A 16,354-nucleotide genomic window follows, 5' to 3' on the forward strand; every position below is an offset into this window, starting at 1 on the left:
CACACCATCGCGAACGGCCAAAACCTCACACCGGTCACGGCCAACCAGGACGTTGCAGCAAGATCGTGTTACGAGCTGTAAGAGAGCAGTCGGGCACGTGGTGACAGCAGCAGTTCGGTGAAGCGCACGGCTGATCGTCGTTTCCACTCCTGCAAGTGAAGACCTCATTCAGGATCTGGCCTTCCGTGCCGACGAGGGCTCCGGCACGCCATGCACACGCCGATCAAGAGGTATGGCACAGCGTCTCGCGTGCTGCCGCTCATAGCCGCGCAGCTTCCCATCGCCGTCTTCTGGCTCCTCCCCCACGACCGCGACACCGTCCCGAACGGCCTCTACGCGTCCGGCGCCCCCGCCGAAGCTGTCGACCCGACCACGCTGACGGCCGGGAGCAAGGGCCGGAAGACCCAACGGTCGGAGAAGCCGGCGCAAGCCGCCGACGTCTAACACCTTCGACCGAGACTCCGAAAACGAGAGTAAATGTCTGACCTTCGGTCGCTTCAGTCGCTGACATTCCGTCGAAGTGGCTCTGACCTGCAATTTCATGCGAGCGACTGAAGCGATATTGCCGGTGGAGGATCGGAGTCGACGTAGCGATGAGACCCGAACCGAGCGCTCGCCGGGACGCCTGTCTTCGACATTCTCACCGCCCGCCAGGAGCACGGTGACCTGGTCCGCATCCGGCATGAGGACGGCTCAGCCCGCTGATCGTAGGGCGCCGCACGCCCGCCGAGCAGCTGCAGGCGATTACGGCGATGGACGACCGCTTCGATCACTCCGAGTTCCAGGAGCGCCACGAGGAGCAGATCGAGGCGTACAGGCCGCCGAGCGGCAGATCCGGCTGAAGCCCGCGCGGCGACGGCAGCCCGCTCGACGGCAGCGTCGATCTACTCGTCCGTGACGCCCGCGGCAGTCGGGACCGGGATCGTATCGGCTGGGCTGATCTCGCCGGGCCACCATATCTGGTGCATGGCGACTCGGAGCCGGGCCACGTACGGCGGCTGGCTCTCACCGTACCGCCCTTGCCAGAGCCTGCAGGGCCCAATTGGTGCGGCTTACGAGTGGCAGGTGGAAGGGGAGGAAAGCGATGCTGACCTCGCGGGAGGTGTCTTCGTTGGCGTGCAGGACGAAGTTCGTGGCGAGTCCCGAAGTCGTTGCCCCGGGCCGGCCGCTCGAAGTTCGGGTGTTCTGCAAGCTTCACCAAGGCCTGGCGAAGATGTCGGAGAAGCCGTTCTGGCGGACAAAGGGCAGTACTGCTGCTTTGGTGCCCCGCCAGGTGAGGTAGCTGATCAGCTGGTCCAGGGTCCTGGTAATGGTCTGCGGCCCCTTCCAGAACTTGCACCGGTTCCACACCGTCCACGCCCCGAACGCGCGTGCAGGTGAAGCGGCAACAGCTGAGGACCCCGGCGGTCATGCCACCGAGGTCCTCAGCATTGCTGGCTCATCTGCCGGTTCCGTATTCGGCTGAGCGCTCCTGCTTTCAGTCGGCCTTGGGCCGCCAAGTCGAGGCCAGCACCGAGGCTGTACGGCCACCGCCCCACCAAGCCGCGAGAGCCGTTGCGAGGGTGCCGAGCGCCACGGCGGCCACCAGTGGTCCTGAGATGGTGATCCCCTGGTCGGCGTCCAGGGCCGGGAGTGACAGCCCCACGTACGCGGCGATTCCGATCAGCCCGGCAGTGATGAGAGGGACTCCCAGGAACCAGGCGGCGGCGCGTTGGAAGATGCGCTGGTCGCCGCTGAGGATGGCGAGTGGGGCCAGGGCTCGGCCTACGTCCAGGAATTCGGCGAAGGCCGCTGCCAGGATGGATCCGACGAGGATGAGCGTGCCCAGGACGCTGAGGAAGGGAACCCAGCGTGACTGGTAGGCAAGGTCGAAGGAGCTGCCGCTGGCTTCGGCGAGTGTGAGTACGTTGGCCTTGGTACTGAGGTCCCTGTGGGCTGTCCGCTTCACCGCCGGCACGTCCAACGGCTGGTCCGGGGCGTTGAAGACGGCCAGCCAGAGGGTGCCGTTGGGCTCGACCTTCTTGAGTGGGCCGGTTCGGACGATCGCCGGCGTGGGGCCGAAGAACAGAAAGTTCAGGCTGCGGAATCGTTCGTCGAGGTTCCCGTACGCGACCTCGGCCTGCGTGCCTGTCGCGGGGCAGGGCAGGCCCATCGCTTGCAGATCCGGGCAGGGGGCCTGGATGATCCTGGCGGAGCTGTCCTGTGTGTGCCCATAGGACACCACGTGCGCCCCAGCTGGAAGCTGCTTGAGGAACGGGCCGTCCAGGTGCGCCCGGGCCGAGGCTTGGATGCCTGCCATGGTCTGGCCCGCTTTGGAGTCCAGTTGGTCCAAGTTGCCGGAGATGCTGGCCATGGAGCTGCCGATGACCCCTGCCTGACCGATCAGTCCGACGCCGATGACCAGCGAGGCGATCAGCCGGATCAGTCCGGCGGGGCGGGCGGTGAGGGTCCGGACCGCGATGAGCCTCGCGGGGTCGCCGCTTTTTCTCGCGGCCTGGGTGAGGCGGGGAGCGAGGCGGAGGAACAGCCATCCCAGGACGCTGGGCAGCAGGATCCACACGGCGGTGACCGAGGCGAGGTAGAGCAGAGTCCCGCGGCGGCGATCACCGAGCAGGGACTGGGCGGTGAAGACGAGGAGCACCAGCGCGGGGAAGAGTGCCACGGCGAGTTTGCGTTGGAATCCGCCGCGGGAGGCTGTGGGGCGGGTGGAGCGGCTGCGGCGTGCGGCCAGTGGGCGCTGCAGCGCGGTGATGATGTACATCAGCGGGGCGGCGGCCAGGGCGGCGGCCAGCAGGGTAGGGACCGCTGTGCGCATGTCCTGGGCGGAGAGCAGATAGTTGATCCACGGCAGCCTCAGGTCGCCGATCATCAGGGTGGCTGCGGCTGCCGTACCCAGCAGGCCGCCGACTGCCACCGGCACGAGGACGCTGCCGGCATCCATCCACAATCGGGCGACCGGGCCGGCGCCGAGGGTGCGCAGGAGCGCGTCGCGGCGATCGCGCGAGGTGGACGCGGTCCGTGCGGCGAGGAAGGCGAACGTGAAGGCCGGTGCCGCGAGAAGGATGGCGATGAGGGTGTGGATCTCCCAGGCGGCCTGGACGATCTGCAGGTCGCCGGACCCTCCGGACGGCCCGCCGAACGAGGTGACGGGTACGAGCTTCGCCGTTTGCGCCATTTCTTCGGTGGGGCGGACATAGACGAACCGCTCACCGGGGCTGGCAAGTCCCTCGGCGCCGATGATCCCGCCCGGGTCACCCCAGCGGTGCCGGAAGTCCTCCGAGGCAGGCCCCTCGGCAAGGGCTGGTGAGATGACCGCCGTGCCGGGCTCGGGCCATGATCGTAGTCCGGGCGGGAGCGGGGCGTCAGGGGTGAGCGGGACGATGATGTTGACGCTGAACTGCCGCCCCCGGTACTGGTCCCAGTAGCGGCCGAAGAGCACCTTGCCCTCTTGCCCGTCTACGGCCGACAGCGGTGCACGGGCAGCTCCCCGGCTCTCTCGCCCGTCGTAGGTCGCCCAAGCAGCGACGAACGCCGTGGCTGCGAGGGAGAGCGCGAGCGTCGCGAAGAGCAGCGCCAGGAACCGGGTGTGCCCGCCGTGCGAGGACCGTCCGGCTGTGCGGCCGATGCGCAGCATCTGGCCTCGCATGCCCGGGGTGGTCATCGCGTGTCTCCCGGTGTCTGCACCATCTTCTGGACCAGGCGGCCATCGTGGAGATGGAGGACCACGTCGGCGCGGGCGGCGACTTCGGCGTCGTGGGTCGCCAGCAACATTCCGCAGCCGCGCTGTGCGGGCAGTGCGAACATCAGATCGCACACCTGGAGTTTGGTGGCGTGGTCCAGGGCGCCGGTCGGTTCGTCCGCGAGCAGCAGAGCGGGCGAGCCGATGAGCGCCCGAGCGATGGCCGTGCGTTGCCGCTCCCCGCCGGAGAGGTCAGCGGTGGGCGTCTGACCGACGGGTACACCGAGATCACCCAGCAGGGATTGCGCCTGTTCGTATGCGGTGTCGCGTTCCGTGCCCGCAAGCAACGCGGCGATGGCGACATTCTCCACAGGTGTGAGTTCGGGCAGGAGTTCACCGAACTGGAACACCATGCCAATCCGCTCCCGGCGGAGTCGGGCCAGAGCGGGACCGCGGAGTCCCGTGAGTTCACGGCCAGCGATTTCGATCCGTCCCGACTGGGCCGGAATGAGGCCCAGGACCATGGACAGCAGGGTGCTCTTTCCTGATCCGGAGGGGCCCATGACGGCTATGGATTGCCCGCTCGGCACCGTCAGGTCGAGCTCCTTCATCAGGGTTCGGTCGCCCACTGCATAGGTGAGTCCGCGAATCTCCAGAGCAGTCCCGTCCGCCATGTCGGCAGCGCCTTTCATATTATCTTCGGTAAACCACCGGTGCCCCGAGTTGCAGGGGCACCGGTGGGTGAAATCCGGTTCAGAACATCCGGATCAGTTGTCGTCACTCCACCAGCTGCTGCAGTCGTCCGGACCGGTGTAGGACGTACACGCGCGCATGTCCCATATGTCGCCGCCGGCGTTGCTGTAGGCGGTGGTCCCGTTCCCGCTCTGGTTGTGGAGCGTGTAGAGCGTGGTGCTCGGGTGGTTTCGGTTGTACTGGGTGTACACCGAGGTGCTGTCAGCCTTGGTGTCCGCCACGACGGCCTGGTTGCCGCCGCTTCGCCAGGAGTGGGCCGCCGAGGTCCAGCGGTCCATGTCGGCCACCGCGCTGGTGGTGCCGACGAAGCCGCCGAGCAGGGCCGTGCCGAGAACGACCGCCCCCACACGCGAAGAAATACGATTCATCACGATGCCTTTCTCTTACCCGATGGAGGTACGCCAAAAAATGGCATACCGAGTTCCGTAACCTGAAGCACGGAAATCGCCAAGGAAATCTGCATCCTCCCCCCGTGATTCGCTCCATATCGGATCATCAATTCAAGGTGAGCGACAAGTGAGTAACTGTCAGTAAATCAGCCCATCTGTGGCCATCCACGTCAAATCCCCCTGCCGCGGTCCAGCCCGAACCAGCCAAGGGCCCTCGAACGGCAGCGCTGCAGCCCCACAACCACTTGGAAGGCGCGCGGACAGACCTGCAATCAGGCCAATCCGTTCACGGTGAGGGGCTTGCGCGGCATATGCCTTGATGCACTGACTCCCCGTCACCGTGATCATGTCGGCCCCCGCCGGCTGCGGGAGGGGCCTTGGCCGACTCGGCCCCGGCACGACGGCGTCTCGCTCAGTCTCGCCTTCGAACGCACCTGGGTGCTCGACTCCCCGAACGTCACCCACGTGAAGTCCTCCCCGCCCCTGGGGGCGCAGATGGGCAGCGCACGGTGCTGGTGCGCCCGGTGTCGGGTCTGGCCGCCATCGGCAAGACCGAACTCGCCGTCCAGGCCCTCGGGCAGCCGGGCTGATTCGCCGGCGGGGTGCTCTTTGGCGACCTGTTCGGCTACGACGCCAAGCACAGCCTCTCCCCGGAACCTGCCCTGGGCGCGCCCTGGCCGTTCCCGGCGAGCACGTCCCAGGCGGCCTGGAGAACCGGCAATGGCTGTACCGCAGCGTGCTGGCCGCCTACGCCCGCGAGGGCGGCGCATCCTCGTGGTCGTCGACAACGCCTCCAGCGCCGGCCAGGCCGGCCCGCTGAAGCCCACCGCCGGCATCACAGCGGCCCTGGTCGCCTCCCGTCACACCTTCGACGGGCCTCAACGCCCGACCCCACGACCTCGACACTGCCGCCTTCACCGCTGTGCTCGATGAGGCACTGCGCCTCGCCTGCGGCACCGACGACACCCGCTTCACCGACGACGCGGAAGCGGCCACCGTGATCACCCGGCTGTGCAAGGGCCTGCCGCCTGAGATGCCTCGAGATGTCGGTCAGAACCGGGAACGGCTGCTGCGAGCCGAACGTCCCCGGACCATCCCCGCGGGTGCGGGGTCGACTCACTCGAAGCGGCAGAAGGGTGTCGACAGACTGGACCATCCCCGCGGGTGCGGGGTCGACGGAGTAGGGATGCCGCCGGGCTGGCGGGTGGACGGACCATCCCCGCGGGTGCGGGGTCGACTGGCGCTCCGAACAGAAGATGTAGTGCAGCTCCGGACCATCCCCGCGGGTGCGGGGTCGACCCTCCTGGGCGCTGCCGCCGCCCTGGGGGCCGCGGACCATCCCCGCGGGTGCGGGGTCGACGCGGCCGGGTCGGCCGCCGCGGCTTCGAGTGCCGGACCATCCCCGCGGGTGCGGGGTCGACGGCCGACGTGTTCTCACGCTGGGCGACCATCAACGGACCATCCCCGCGGGTGCGGGGTCGACGGGCTCGCGCTCGGCGCCCACGTGCTCCGACACGGACCATCCCCGCGGGTGCGGGGTCGACCTCGGGATGGGTCCCTGGATCACCCTCGGCACCGGACCATCCCCGCGGGTGCGGGGTCGACACTTTCTGAGCTGGAACTTTCTCGGCGGAGGTAGCTGTTTTCGTTCAGTTGGTTTTGGGGGCGGGCCGAGAGGAGCAGCCGTCCAAGTTGACGGGCTGCCACCGACCGCTCACTGGCCCCGTGCTCGTAGGCGACTGCACGGGGCATCTTAAGCTTCTGCATCAGGATGCCTCCCCAGCAGCCGACGTCGAACTGGCCAGCGCCGGGGAGACCCTCATCACCCTGCCATCGTCGCCACAGTGGGCATGAAGGTCATGGGCGACAGTTGCACCCCGGTGGGCGCCAGCACCGTGCTGGATCCGCCGCGCACTGCCCGAGGTGCAGCAGCTGAAAGCCTGGCGGCTCGCACTGGGCCGGTCCCGCTCCAGTTCATCACCCAGGTCAAGGCCCTGTACGTCGCCGACGGGCTGTTACCGCGAAACCTGTCCGATCCGATGCTGTGTCGGTGGGAGCACAACCCCATCGAGCGCCCCGACCGCGAGTACACCGTCATGCTCTGCCGCGCCTACGGCGCCACCCAGACCGGCGCCCACCAGCGTCGAACCTTCCCATCCGGAAGGCCCTGTGCCCCCTCCCGTGCCTGGAATGAGGGGGCACAGCCGTATCCCGCGCCTCAACGACCGCCTGCAGCGCGCGGACGAGGCTGGCTGTGAGCTGAGGCCCTGAGGGGGTGCCGGCTCGTCAGCGCGGCCGTACAGCCCGGGCAACGCGGCATCGGCCTGGTCGGAGCCGTGCGGTGGCGGAGGCGTCGGCTGCCGCGGCGAACGACAGGGGGCCCCGACCGGCCCGGGGGTGCCCCTATGGGTTTGGTCAAGCTGATGGGGCGGGTTGGGGTTCGTAGAAGGTGCCGTCGCGGAGCAACGCGAAGAGGACGTCGGCTCGGCGGCGGGCGAGGCAGAGGAGGGCCTGGGTGTGGTGCTTGCCCTGGCTGATCTTCTTGTCGTAGTAGGCCCGGGACGTTGGGTCGGCGAGCGCAGCGAATGCGGAGAGGAAGAAGGCCCGTTTGAGCTGCTTGTTTCCTCTCCGGGACGGTTGTTCACCACGGATCGACGAGCCCGAGCTGCGGGTCGCTGGGGCGAGGCCGGCGTAGGCGGCAAGGTGGGCGGCGGACGGGAAGCCGGATCCGTCGCCGACATCGATAAGGATCCGTGCTCCTGTCCTGACGCCGATCCCCGGCATGGACGTCAGGACCTTGGAAAGAGGGTCGGCCTCCAGCAGTTCCTCGATCCTCGAAGCGAGGAGTTTCCGCTGGTCAAGCACCGCCTGGAGCGAGCCGGCGAGGCTGGGAACGATCAGCGCGGCCGCGTCCGTGCCCGGGACGACGACGGTCTGCTCATCCAGAGCCGTGAAGATGTCCTCGACCAGTCGCTCGGCCATCCGCGGCGCCTTCGGACGTATCAAGGTCACGAGCCTGCGGCGTCCGGCCTTGCGGATCTGGACCGGAGAACCGAACTGGTCGAGAAGCTTGAGCACGGCCGCGTGCTGCACTCGCGGCCCCAGGACCCGTTCCAGCGACGGATGGATCTGCGTGAGAAGGCCCCGGAGCCGGTTGCTGATCCTCGTTGCCTCGCAGGCCAGGTCGTCGTCGTAGCCGACGATCATCTCCAGCTCGGGCGATGGTCTCTTCCTCGAGATCGACCGAGCGGAGTGTGTGGGGCATGACGCGGGCCGCGTCCGCGATGACGAACGCGTCGCGGCATCGGTCTTGGCCTCACCGGGGTAGAGGTCGGCGATCCGCCGCATCGTCAGCCCGGGCAGGTAGGCGACCGGGCAGCCCATGTCCCGGGCCACCGCCAGCGGCAGGGCCCCGATCGAGGCCGGCTGGTCGACCACGACCGGGACGGTCCCGTGCTTGGCCTGCAGTTTCCCGAACACTTCGCGGAGCTTGGGCTCGCTGTTGGGCAGCCGTTTGTCGAAGGCCTTCTTCCCGGCCGGGGTGACGGCGGTGGCGTGGTGTTCGCCCTTGCCGACGTCCAGGCCAGCTAGGCGCCGATGCCGCTGATGTCGATCACGTGCGTCCTCCGGTCGTCCGCTTCGCCCGGCCGTCCCACTGCACCGATTGCCACATCCACATTACGAAGAGCCTCCCGACCTGCGGAAAGGTCGGTGGTCATGCCCCTGACTTGTTGAATCGACCCCAGACGCCCGGTCTGCAGCCGTAGCGTCCAGGGCGCCGGTCGGCACTGGCTCGCATAGCCTCATGCCGCCCCCGGGCTGGCTCATGACTAGCGTGCCGCCGCCGTCCGGCACCCGCGCGGTGTGGCTCGACAGAGGCATGAATGTGTGCGACCGCTACTTCAAGTCAGGGTGCCCACCGCACACTTCTGCCGGCTCGAGCACAGGTCAGGATGCGCGTGATCACCATCGGGATCGACCCTCACAAGTCCTCACACACCGCAGTCGCCATCGACGACGCCGGCCACAAGACCGGCCAACGCCCTTTCGTCGTCAACGCGGGTACCTTCGGCCAGATGATCCGCTGGTGCGAGCAGTGGCCCGAGCGCCGCTTCGCGATCGAGGGCGTAGGCGGCCTTGGCCGAACCCTCGCCCAGCAGCTGTCCGCCGCCGGCGAGGACCGCAAGACCGACCCGGCCGACGCACTCCACATTGCGCAGGTCGCGCTCTTCCGCACCGACCTGCGCAAGGTCACCCCCGAGGACCAGTCCACCATCCTGAGGCTGCTGACCGAACGCCACAACGACCTGGTCAACGAACGGACCCGCGCCATCAACCGCCACTACGCCGTCCTTCGCGACCTGCTTCCCGGAGGGGCCCCGACGCGGCTCTCGGCTGACAAGGCCGCAGTCTTGATGAAGAGCATCCGACCGGCTACGGCCACGGACAACTGCCAGCGTGACATCGCCCGCGATCTGCTGGCCGACCTCCGGCGGCTTGACCGTCAGGTCAAGGACAACGAGGTCCAGATGCGAGACGCGCTGGCGGCATCACGGACCACGCTCACGACTCTGCCCGGCCTCGGGACCGTCCTCGCGGCCAAGATCCTCGGGCACATCGGCGATGTCAGCCGCTTTTCGACCGAGCACCACTTCGCCAGCTACACAGGCAGTGCTCCGCTGGACGCCTCCAGCGGCAAGAACATCCGCCACCGGCTCAACACCGGCGGCAACCGGGCCCTGAACTCGGCCCTGCACATCATCGCCATCTGCCAGATCGCCGGTGACACCACCCCCCAAGACATGAGATCGACAGGGGGGGAAGGTCATGCCAACTCCGGAGGCCGGGCGCCCCATTGCGAGGCAACCAAAACGGTAATGGGGGGAGTGGCCGCGCGCGCCGGACGAGTCCGCCGGGTCTGGCATGGGCGGTGTGGTCTGCGTGGTCGGATTCTTGTCACGAGGGTCGGGAATGCTCGCGGCGTGCCTTGCGGGGTTCGGGAGACCGGCGGATCAGGGGTGGTCGGTGCGCTGGTCGGGTGTTTCGTGGGGGGCGCGGCTGTGATACCCGGAGCATATGCCCCTGGCTTCCTAGTCTGGTGCCGTGATGGGTCACGAGCAGACGCGCCTTGCACTGGTCCTCAACGGCGGCGTGAGCCTCGCCGTCTGGATGGGCGGAGTGGCACACGAGATGGACTTGCTGCGGCGGGCGTCACGCTTTGTGCACTCGGACCGGGAGGATCGCGAGGAGCAGCTCGAGCCCAGGGACAAGGCCGCCTTCGCCATCTGGAAGTCCGTGGTCGAGAGCGCGCACACCACCGTCCTGATCGACGTGATCTCGGGAACCTCGGCTGGCGGCCTCAACGGCTCCCTGCTCGCCGCAGCGATCGGTCGCGGCGCTGCCCTGCCCGACTTGCGCAGCACATGGCGGGACGCGGCCGCCCTGACGGACGACCGGCTGCTGCACGAGCCGCCCGACAACAGCGTCCTGGACGGCGGCTACTTCGCGACGGAGATCGGCCGGATCTTGGACTCGATGTGCAAGAACGAGGGGGACGCCGAACCCGTCACCCTGTTCGTAACGGCCACTGCGATCGACGGGCAGCCCGAGATCCTGCGGGACGGGTTCGGCGGGAAGTTCGAGGTATCGGACCACCGCAGGATCTACAAGTTTCAGCACGACCCCGACGCGGTCGCGTTCCGTAGGACGAGCGCAGCCTGCAACACCTGGGGCTTGGAGCCCGCCCCCCGCAGCGACTTCTTCGAGAAGAAGCGCCTGGGTCGCCTCAACCTGGCGGCTCGGGCCTCGGCCGGCTTCCCTGTGGCCTTCGCCCCGGTCGACGAGTCCCCGCTGCTCGAACAGCGGGTGCGCCCCGACCCGGAGATCCCCAGCCGAGGCCGGGACCGCGCCAGCTGGCTCGTCGACGGGGGCCTGCTCAACAACGCCCCCTTCGGCCCGGTCCTCGACGCGATCGCCGACCGCCGCGTGGACGCCCCGGTGCGGCGCGTCGTCGTATACATCGTGCCGTCCACCGGAGTGACCCAGCGCCATATGGACGACAACCTGCCGGGCCGGGCCACCGAATGGCCCTCGGTCCTCGGGACGGCCATCACCTATCCGCGGGAGGCCGACTTCCGGTCGGGCACCGCGGAGCTGTGCGACCGCATGCGGAGCCAGACCTTCGACCGGCAGCTGCAGCTTTTCGCCCGCCATGTGCGGCCGAACCGCAGACGCGGCGAATCCCGCAACGTCGCGGAGCTGCCCGACGCCCTCGCGCTCGCCACGTCGCTGTTCGGCGACTACCGCCGCAGCCGGCTGCGCGCGCTGGCCTGGAAGGTGCGCCAGCTGCGCGACGAAGGCCGCGGAGTACGGAACCTAGTCGGGATCCCGTACGAGAACGTGAACGGCGCCCTCGAATCCCTTGACCTGAAATGGGTACCCAGCTCGGACGCGGCGTTGACCCCCCAACCGCCCGCCTCCGGATGGAAATGGCCCTGGGGCACGGGTGCCGCCGAGCGGCTCGTCTGGACCCTCGTGGGAGACCTCAACGAGCGGATGCGGACCAAGGGCACGTCCGCCCCCTGCGCGCCGACGGAAGAGGCCGCCGAAGCCCGGGCCACGATCCATGAGGCCACTACCTGGGCACTCGGGCAGTTGAGCGAATGTGTCCGCTCCGTGCGGGCCGCCCAGGACGCCCTATTCCGCCTCATCCGCGCCGCGGACGCTACTGGCGGCGCCCCAGCCCGGCGCATCGCGGCCGACCGCGGCCCCTACGAACTCGTGGACGTCCTCTTCGGGGAACTCGGCTTGCAGACGGTACTCGGCGAGCAGGTGCAGAAGGCTGTCCGGGCCTACGTCGATGCGGCGCACCACCTACCTGCAGAGCAGGAAACGGACAGGGAGAGCGGTGCGGACGATGCGCCCCCACCGCCGACCTTCGAGCAGACCCTGCACGCCTGCCTGATCACCGAGGTGATCGCGCAGGCGTTTGCCTCCCCGGAGGAAATCAACGAGCACACGCCCCTCTTCGAATTCCTGCGGCTGGGGCCTGACGGCCACAGCCCGGTCTTCCCCCTCGACGAGTTCGCCCCCCTCGGCGAACGCAAGCTCTACGGAAAGCGCCTCAGCCACTTCGGTGCCTTCGTCGACCCGCAATGGCGGCTGTCCGACTTCACCTGGGGCCGACTGGACGCCTCCCACCACCTGCTGCGCCTGTTCGTAGCCGACCACACGGAGCGGGCGCGGATCGAAACGAAGCTGCACGAGGCCGTGCTGGCGGCCGAGATCGGCAAAGCGCGGATGCGCAGGAACCTCCACGAACTGGCGGAGCCCGACGACTCCAAGCTCTTCGACGCCTTCCTCGCCACTAGGAAGGGGAGGGACACCGCAGGCCGGGTCATGGAGGCCTCGCTCGCGGTGGCCGTGGGCAAGCACGGTCCATTCCGCGGGGTCTGGGTCGACGCGGTGCGCCTCACCTCGTGGGCGGCTTTCGGGCGGCGGGTGAAGTGGTGGGCCTGGCTGGTGGGGTTCCCGGTCCGCTTGATGTGTACGCCAGCGCGGCTGTGGTGGTGGCGCAGGGTCAGGAGCAAGCCCGCCAAGACCCTGCCGACCACCTTGCTCGCCGGCTTCACCGCTCTCCTCTCGTCCTTGCTTGCGGCCTACGGAATCGCCTTGGCGGTGATGTGTTTGGTCGGCAACTGGGACGATTTCACCGCGCTCATCGCAGGCATCGCCGCCGGGGGCATCCTCGTCCTCTACTTCGCCGTGTTCCTCGTGTTCCTCTGGGTAGCCGCGCTCCACCGCCGCTGGAAGGCCTGGCAGCTCTCCCGGAGGCAGCCGACGGAATGACCACGGGACGGGGCCTCGGCAGGCCTTTGGCCTCGGGAGTCGAAGAGGCCCCAAGCCGTTACCACGGCGTGGGTTGTGTAATTCAGGCGACGTCGGCCTGAGGGGCACTCGACGCCGTGTGTGGAGCCGAAGCGTGGCGCGTGAACCGGCGTCGGGCCCCGGGCACGCCATGGCGCCCGGGGCGGGACTGAGGGACGCGGTCAGGCAATGTCGAGAATGACCGCGACGACGCGCTCGGTGACCTCTTCCAGGCCGTCCGAGGCGCTGGTGCAGTCGAAGTACTCCATGAGGAAGGTGGGCTCGGCGTTCTTGTCCGCGTAGACGTAGAGGTCTCCATCGTGGTCCACGCCCACGATGAACCGGGCGCCGTCCCGGGTGGTGATCTCGCCGGTCACGCCCCAGTAGCCGGACTCGGCATGCCAGTCGTCGCCGAGGAGCTTCACCGCCTGGCGGGCGATGTCCGAGATGGAGAACGGGTATTCGCTGCCGGGCGCGGGGTCGTACCGGTCCGTCGTCGCTGTGGTCATCTGTGGTCCTCTCGATCGCGTCTTCGGGCATTGGCCGGTTGCCACCACCAACCAATGAAACAACTATAGCATGCACGCATCACATTCGGTGGAGATAGGCGCTCCCCAATTACCGAAATGCAGTAAGAGCGCGCTCAGCTCGGCGCCCGGTCCGTCTCGTAGATGCGGCCGGGCCGGTACGCTTCTCGACGGCAAGGCGCGTACTGCCTCCCGCCGTCGGCTCCCACGCGGCCGGCGATCCCGGGTGAAGGTCTCACAGGCCCGCGTACCCCCGTAGATCATCGAGCGCATCGAGTACCCGGGGCGGGCATGGCGTGGGCGACGTCCGCCGGAATCCGAGATGACGATGCCGAAGAAGCAGACCCGCGCCGCGCAGCTCGCCCGGCAGATCCAGGCCGTGACCGGCCTGCGGTACACCGACTGCCTGAAGATGTGTGAGCCCACCGAGAGCATCTGGAGCCAGCTCGCCTGCGCACTGCAGGCTGCGGGCCTGGCCGAGGCCGCCGACCGGCTCCGGGCCATCGATGCCGTGACCACCGAGGCCGGTACCTGGTTCGACGCCGGCGGCAAGGTCGAGCAGCTCTTCTACTACACCGACCACTCCCGGGTGAAGCGAACGTACGACGCGTGCGAGGAAGCCGCCGAGGCGGCACTCAGCCGGGCCGGGTTCGAAATGTACTCGGACACCCCCGACGCCGAGGCGTACCACGCGGCCTTCCTCGCCCTGTCGAGGGCCGGGACGCTTCCCGACGGCCGTGCCCTCGCCCATACCGCCCTGGACGTCTTCGCGGACGACCCGACGTGGTGCTCGGACGTCATCCGCACCCGAGGTCGGGACCCGTTCACGTACGAGACCGCCGCCGGCCTCACCGGCCCGGAGACGCCGACCGCCGTGGCCGCCCGGGAGGCTGCCCGTGCGATGGCCCGCGCCGCCGCCATCCGGTTCAAGGGCGACGAGGAGTGGTACGAGGCGGCCGAGATCATGGTCGAGGTGATCTGGCACGCGGGCGAGGCTGCCGGATTGCCGCCGCTGGAGGGGCGCCCCAATTGCCAGGACCATCTGCGGGACTACATGGACGGCGAGATCTCCCGGCGCTGACAGGCTGAGGCTCTGCGCCAGGCTCGACGTGCCTGGTTCCCCACCCCCGGGAAACCAGGCACCGCGTTCACCGCACCGGCCCGCCCCAGGCGCCCACCGGCGTCGACAGCTGGCCAGGACGGGTCCACCGCCGATCCGGGCCCGGGACGACACGCGGCAAGCCCACGCACCGCGCCGAGGGCGAGCCAGCCGGGGCGGTACGCGTCGGGCCGATAGGGCTCAGCACGATGGGTGCGCTCGCATGCCCGCGACGCCGCGCACCAGCCACTCGGCAGCCACCACGCCGATCACTGCCCGGGCCGACCTTCCGCAGCCCGGTCCAAGCTGTCGCCCACGGCCTGCAGACCTCTCACAAACAGACCTCGCCGACGGCGCCGGGGCGCTACAAGTAGAGCTGACCAGGATGGCGGGGAAGGGGGAGGACGATGGAGGTCTTGCAGTGGGGGGTGCGCGCTCTGATCGCCGTGGCGGTACTCGTCGGCTGGCACCGCTACCGCTACCCGGGCGGTTGGGGCCCCGCCTTCAGCCGCACCTACTCACCCCAACGCCGGGAACTGGCACGAGCCCGGAGGCATCTGACGGCTCGGGCCGTTCAGGCATGGTTCCAGCGGACCGCCGTCCAACTCCGCCTCAACTCCGCCCAGGCCGCCCACCGTCGCCGCGTCACTGTCGCGGAACAGGCCCTGCGCGAAGCTCAGAATCCTGGCAGCGGTCCGGTGGCGGCCGATCTCGGCACCCTGGTCCTGCGCCGGCACACGCTCTCGATCAGTGAGGATGAGGAGCTGCCACTGGCCGGCCTCACCGTGCGGATCCATCACGGTCCCAAGAGCCACCACCTGATCGTGACCGAGGCAGACGGGGACGTCCATCACGTTCCGCTGTCGCAGAGCGAGCACGAGGAAAACGCCGTGCACGCCTTTGTCACGCGCGTCACGAACGCCGCACGCCGTGATGCGGTCTTCCAGGCAGGCCTGGAAGACCGCATCACGGCGGCCCGAGCAGCACTGGCCGAGGCCGAAGGTGACACCACACATGAAGACGCCGTCCGCATCGAGCTCCACGACATGACGCAACAACATCGGCTCGACCCGGAGCAGGCCGCCGCACTCGGCAGGCTCAAAGCCGCGCGCCAGAAATGGAAGGAGGTCACTGGCCGACTCCCCGCAAGGTGATCAAGCGGCCGCCGTTCATACAGGCTCTCCCATGCGGCCGCGGATGCGGCCGGATTCCGCCGTCACTCCATGGCCCGCTCGGCGGACGTGAACGCGGCTTGGTGTACTCGTGGAGGTCGTGCGTGGTGACGGGCACCGTGAGGTGTTCGGTGGCCAGCAGGTCTCCGTCGAGCGAGACGCGGGTCCGGGCGGCGACGGCCTTGGTCTCCCCGGCGACCATGGCCGCGAGGGTCTCCTTCAGCTCGGGGAAGTCGAGGAGCGAGGAGCCCTTCGAGAGCGGCGTCGCAGCGGGGATCGTGACCGACACGGACGTGTCGAAGTCGTGGGCGCTGAAGACGATCCGGTTCCGGCCGGTCTCGATCAGCACACCGCGCTGCGCGGGCGGCTGAGCCTTCGGAGCAATTCCGAATTCGACGAAATTCAGGGCGTCGGTGATCTCCGCATGAATTCCGGCGAAGCTGGCGGTCGGCTTCACGGGCCTCTTTTCCTCCTTCTTCGCGGCGTCGGAGGTAGCGACCTGCATCGTGTGCGTGGTCATAGCTCTCCCTGGGGAGTGAGATACGGATTCGGCGCGGTGGTCGACTGCCACCGCCGACCAGCAAGACAACTATACCATTTATAACTCACATTCGGGGCTGGTCGGGCCGTGTTTTCGCCCCAAATCCGCCCCGGAAACCGGCGCGTGAATGGCCAAGTTCGGCTGTGCGACCCGCAGGGTGCACTCGTTGCCTCGGACCGGCCGTGACGTCCTGAGGCAGCGCAGGGGGCTCGCGGCAAGGAGAGCCCGTCGCGGCGCGGGCCGGCGCCCGTCGGCGGTGGCCGTGATTCTCGACCCCGGTGCCCCGGTCGGCGTCGGCGATAGCTACTGCTCGACCACTTATAGGACG

11 protein-coding genes, 2 pseudogenes and 1 CRISPR repeat array are annotated in these 16,354 nt (G+C 68.6%); of the genes and pseudogenes, 5 read left to right on the forward strand and 8 right to left on the reverse strand.

Annotation, left to right across the window (positions count from 1 at the left end; translation table 11 throughout):
• Positions 1 to 285: 285 nt before the first annotated feature.
• Positions 286 to 444 (forward strand): annotated as a pseudogene (locus AB8A24_RS35280) (DUF6009 family protein); the annotation flags it as partial.
• Between the two features lie 750 nt (positions 445 to 1,194).
• Here AB8A24_RS35280 and AB8A24_RS35285 read toward each other — a convergent pair.
• The 6 genes from AB8A24_RS35285 to AB8A24_RS35310 all read right to left on the reverse strand — a co-directional run bounded on the left by AB8A24_RS35285 (position 1,195) and on the right by AB8A24_RS35310 (position 8,540).
• Positions 1,195 to 1,350 (reverse strand): hypothetical protein, encoded by a 156-nt coding sequence (locus AB8A24_RS35285; RefSeq protein WP_369478533.1) that lies wholly within the window; start codon positions 1,348 to 1,350, stop codon positions 1,195 to 1,197.
• A gap of 127 nt (positions 1,351 to 1,477) precedes the next feature.
• On the reverse strand, positions 1,478 to 3,661 hold the full coding sequence (locus AB8A24_RS35290) for a hypothetical protein (RefSeq protein ID WP_369478534.1): 2,184 nt from the start codon (positions 3,659 to 3,661) through the stop codon (positions 1,478 to 1,480).
• Positions 3,658 to 4,371, reverse strand: coding sequence for an ABC transporter ATP-binding protein (locus AB8A24_RS35295; RefSeq protein ID WP_331745817.1), 714 nt, complete (start codon positions 4,369 to 4,371; stop codon positions 3,658 to 3,660). The genes AB8A24_RS35290 and AB8A24_RS35295 overlap by 4 nt, the downstream gene beginning before the upstream one ends.
• A 75-nt stretch (positions 4,372 to 4,446) precedes the next feature.
• A complete protein-coding gene (locus AB8A24_RS35300; RefSeq protein WP_369478535.1) occupies positions 4,447 to 4,779 on the reverse strand; it encodes a hypothetical protein in 333 nt (110 codons plus the stop codon).
• Between the two features lie 1,129 nt (positions 4,780 to 5,908).
• Positions 5,909 to 6,426: a CRISPR direct-repeat array (repeat unit 28 nt; unit sequence GGACCATCCCCGCGGGTGCGGGGTCGAC).
• Between the two features lie 810 nt (positions 6,427 to 7,236).
• Positions 7,237 to 8,403 (reverse strand): IS110 family transposase, encoded by a 1,167-nt coding sequence (locus tag AB8A24_RS35305; protein WP_369478555.1) that lies wholly within the window; start codon positions 8,401 to 8,403, stop codon positions 7,237 to 7,239.
• A gap of 5 nt (positions 8,404 to 8,408) precedes the next feature.
• On the reverse strand, positions 8,409 to 8,540 hold the full coding sequence (locus AB8A24_RS35310; protein WP_369478536.1) for a hypothetical protein: 132 nt from the start codon (positions 8,538 to 8,540) through the stop codon (positions 8,409 to 8,411).
• Positions 8,541 to 8,774: 234 nt separating this feature from the next.
• Between AB8A24_RS35310 and AB8A24_RS35315 the strand changes: the two are divergent.
• Together AB8A24_RS35315 and AB8A24_RS35320 are read left to right on the forward strand one after the other, a co-directional pair.
• Positions 8,775 to 9,587, forward strand: a pseudogene (locus AB8A24_RS35315) (transposase); the annotation flags it as partial.
• 340 nt (positions 9,588 to 9,927) lie between these two features.
• The gene (locus AB8A24_RS35320; RefSeq protein ID WP_369478537.1) at positions 9,928 to 12,669 is read left to right on the forward strand and encodes a patatin-like protein; all 2,742 of its coding nucleotides are present in this window, start codon (positions 9,928 to 9,930) and stop codon (positions 12,667 to 12,669) included.
• Between the two features lie 200 nt (positions 12,670 to 12,869).
• Here AB8A24_RS35320 and AB8A24_RS35325 read toward each other — a convergent pair whose 3' ends face one another.
• Entirely contained in the window at positions 12,870 to 13,196 is a 327-nt protein-coding gene (locus AB8A24_RS35325; RefSeq protein ID WP_369478538.1) for a hypothetical protein, read from the reverse strand.
• A gap of 340 nt (positions 13,197 to 13,536) precedes the next feature.
• Between AB8A24_RS35325 and AB8A24_RS35330 the strand changes: the two genes are divergently transcribed.
• Both AB8A24_RS35330 and AB8A24_RS35335 read left to right on the forward strand, forming a co-directional pair.
• Complete coding sequence (locus AB8A24_RS35330; RefSeq protein ID WP_369478539.1) at positions 13,537 to 14,295, forward strand: hypothetical protein; 759 nt, start codon at positions 13,537 to 13,539, stop codon at positions 14,293 to 14,295.
• A gap of 464 nt (positions 14,296 to 14,759) precedes the next feature.
• Positions 14,760 to 15,467 carry a hypothetical protein gene (locus AB8A24_RS35335; RefSeq protein WP_369478540.1) on the forward strand — a complete coding sequence of 236 codons (708 nt, stop codon included), beginning with the start codon at positions 14,760 to 14,762 and terminating at the stop codon, positions 15,465 to 15,467.
• Here the strand turns inward: AB8A24_RS35335 and AB8A24_RS35340 are convergent.
• Positions 15,442 to 16,005 (reverse strand): hypothetical protein, encoded by a 564-nt coding sequence (locus AB8A24_RS35340; RefSeq protein WP_369478541.1) that lies wholly within the window; start codon positions 16,003 to 16,005, stop codon positions 15,442 to 15,444. The two genes, AB8A24_RS35335 and AB8A24_RS35340, sit on opposite strands and share 26 nt — an antisense overlap.
• Positions 16,006 to 16,354: the final 349 nt, after the last annotated feature.

Origin of the sequence: Streptomyces sp. BF23-19 (assembly GCF_041106355.1) — a bacterium.
GTDB lineage: Bacteria > Actinomycetota > Actinomycetes > Streptomycetales > Streptomycetaceae > Streptomyces > Streptomyces virginiae_A.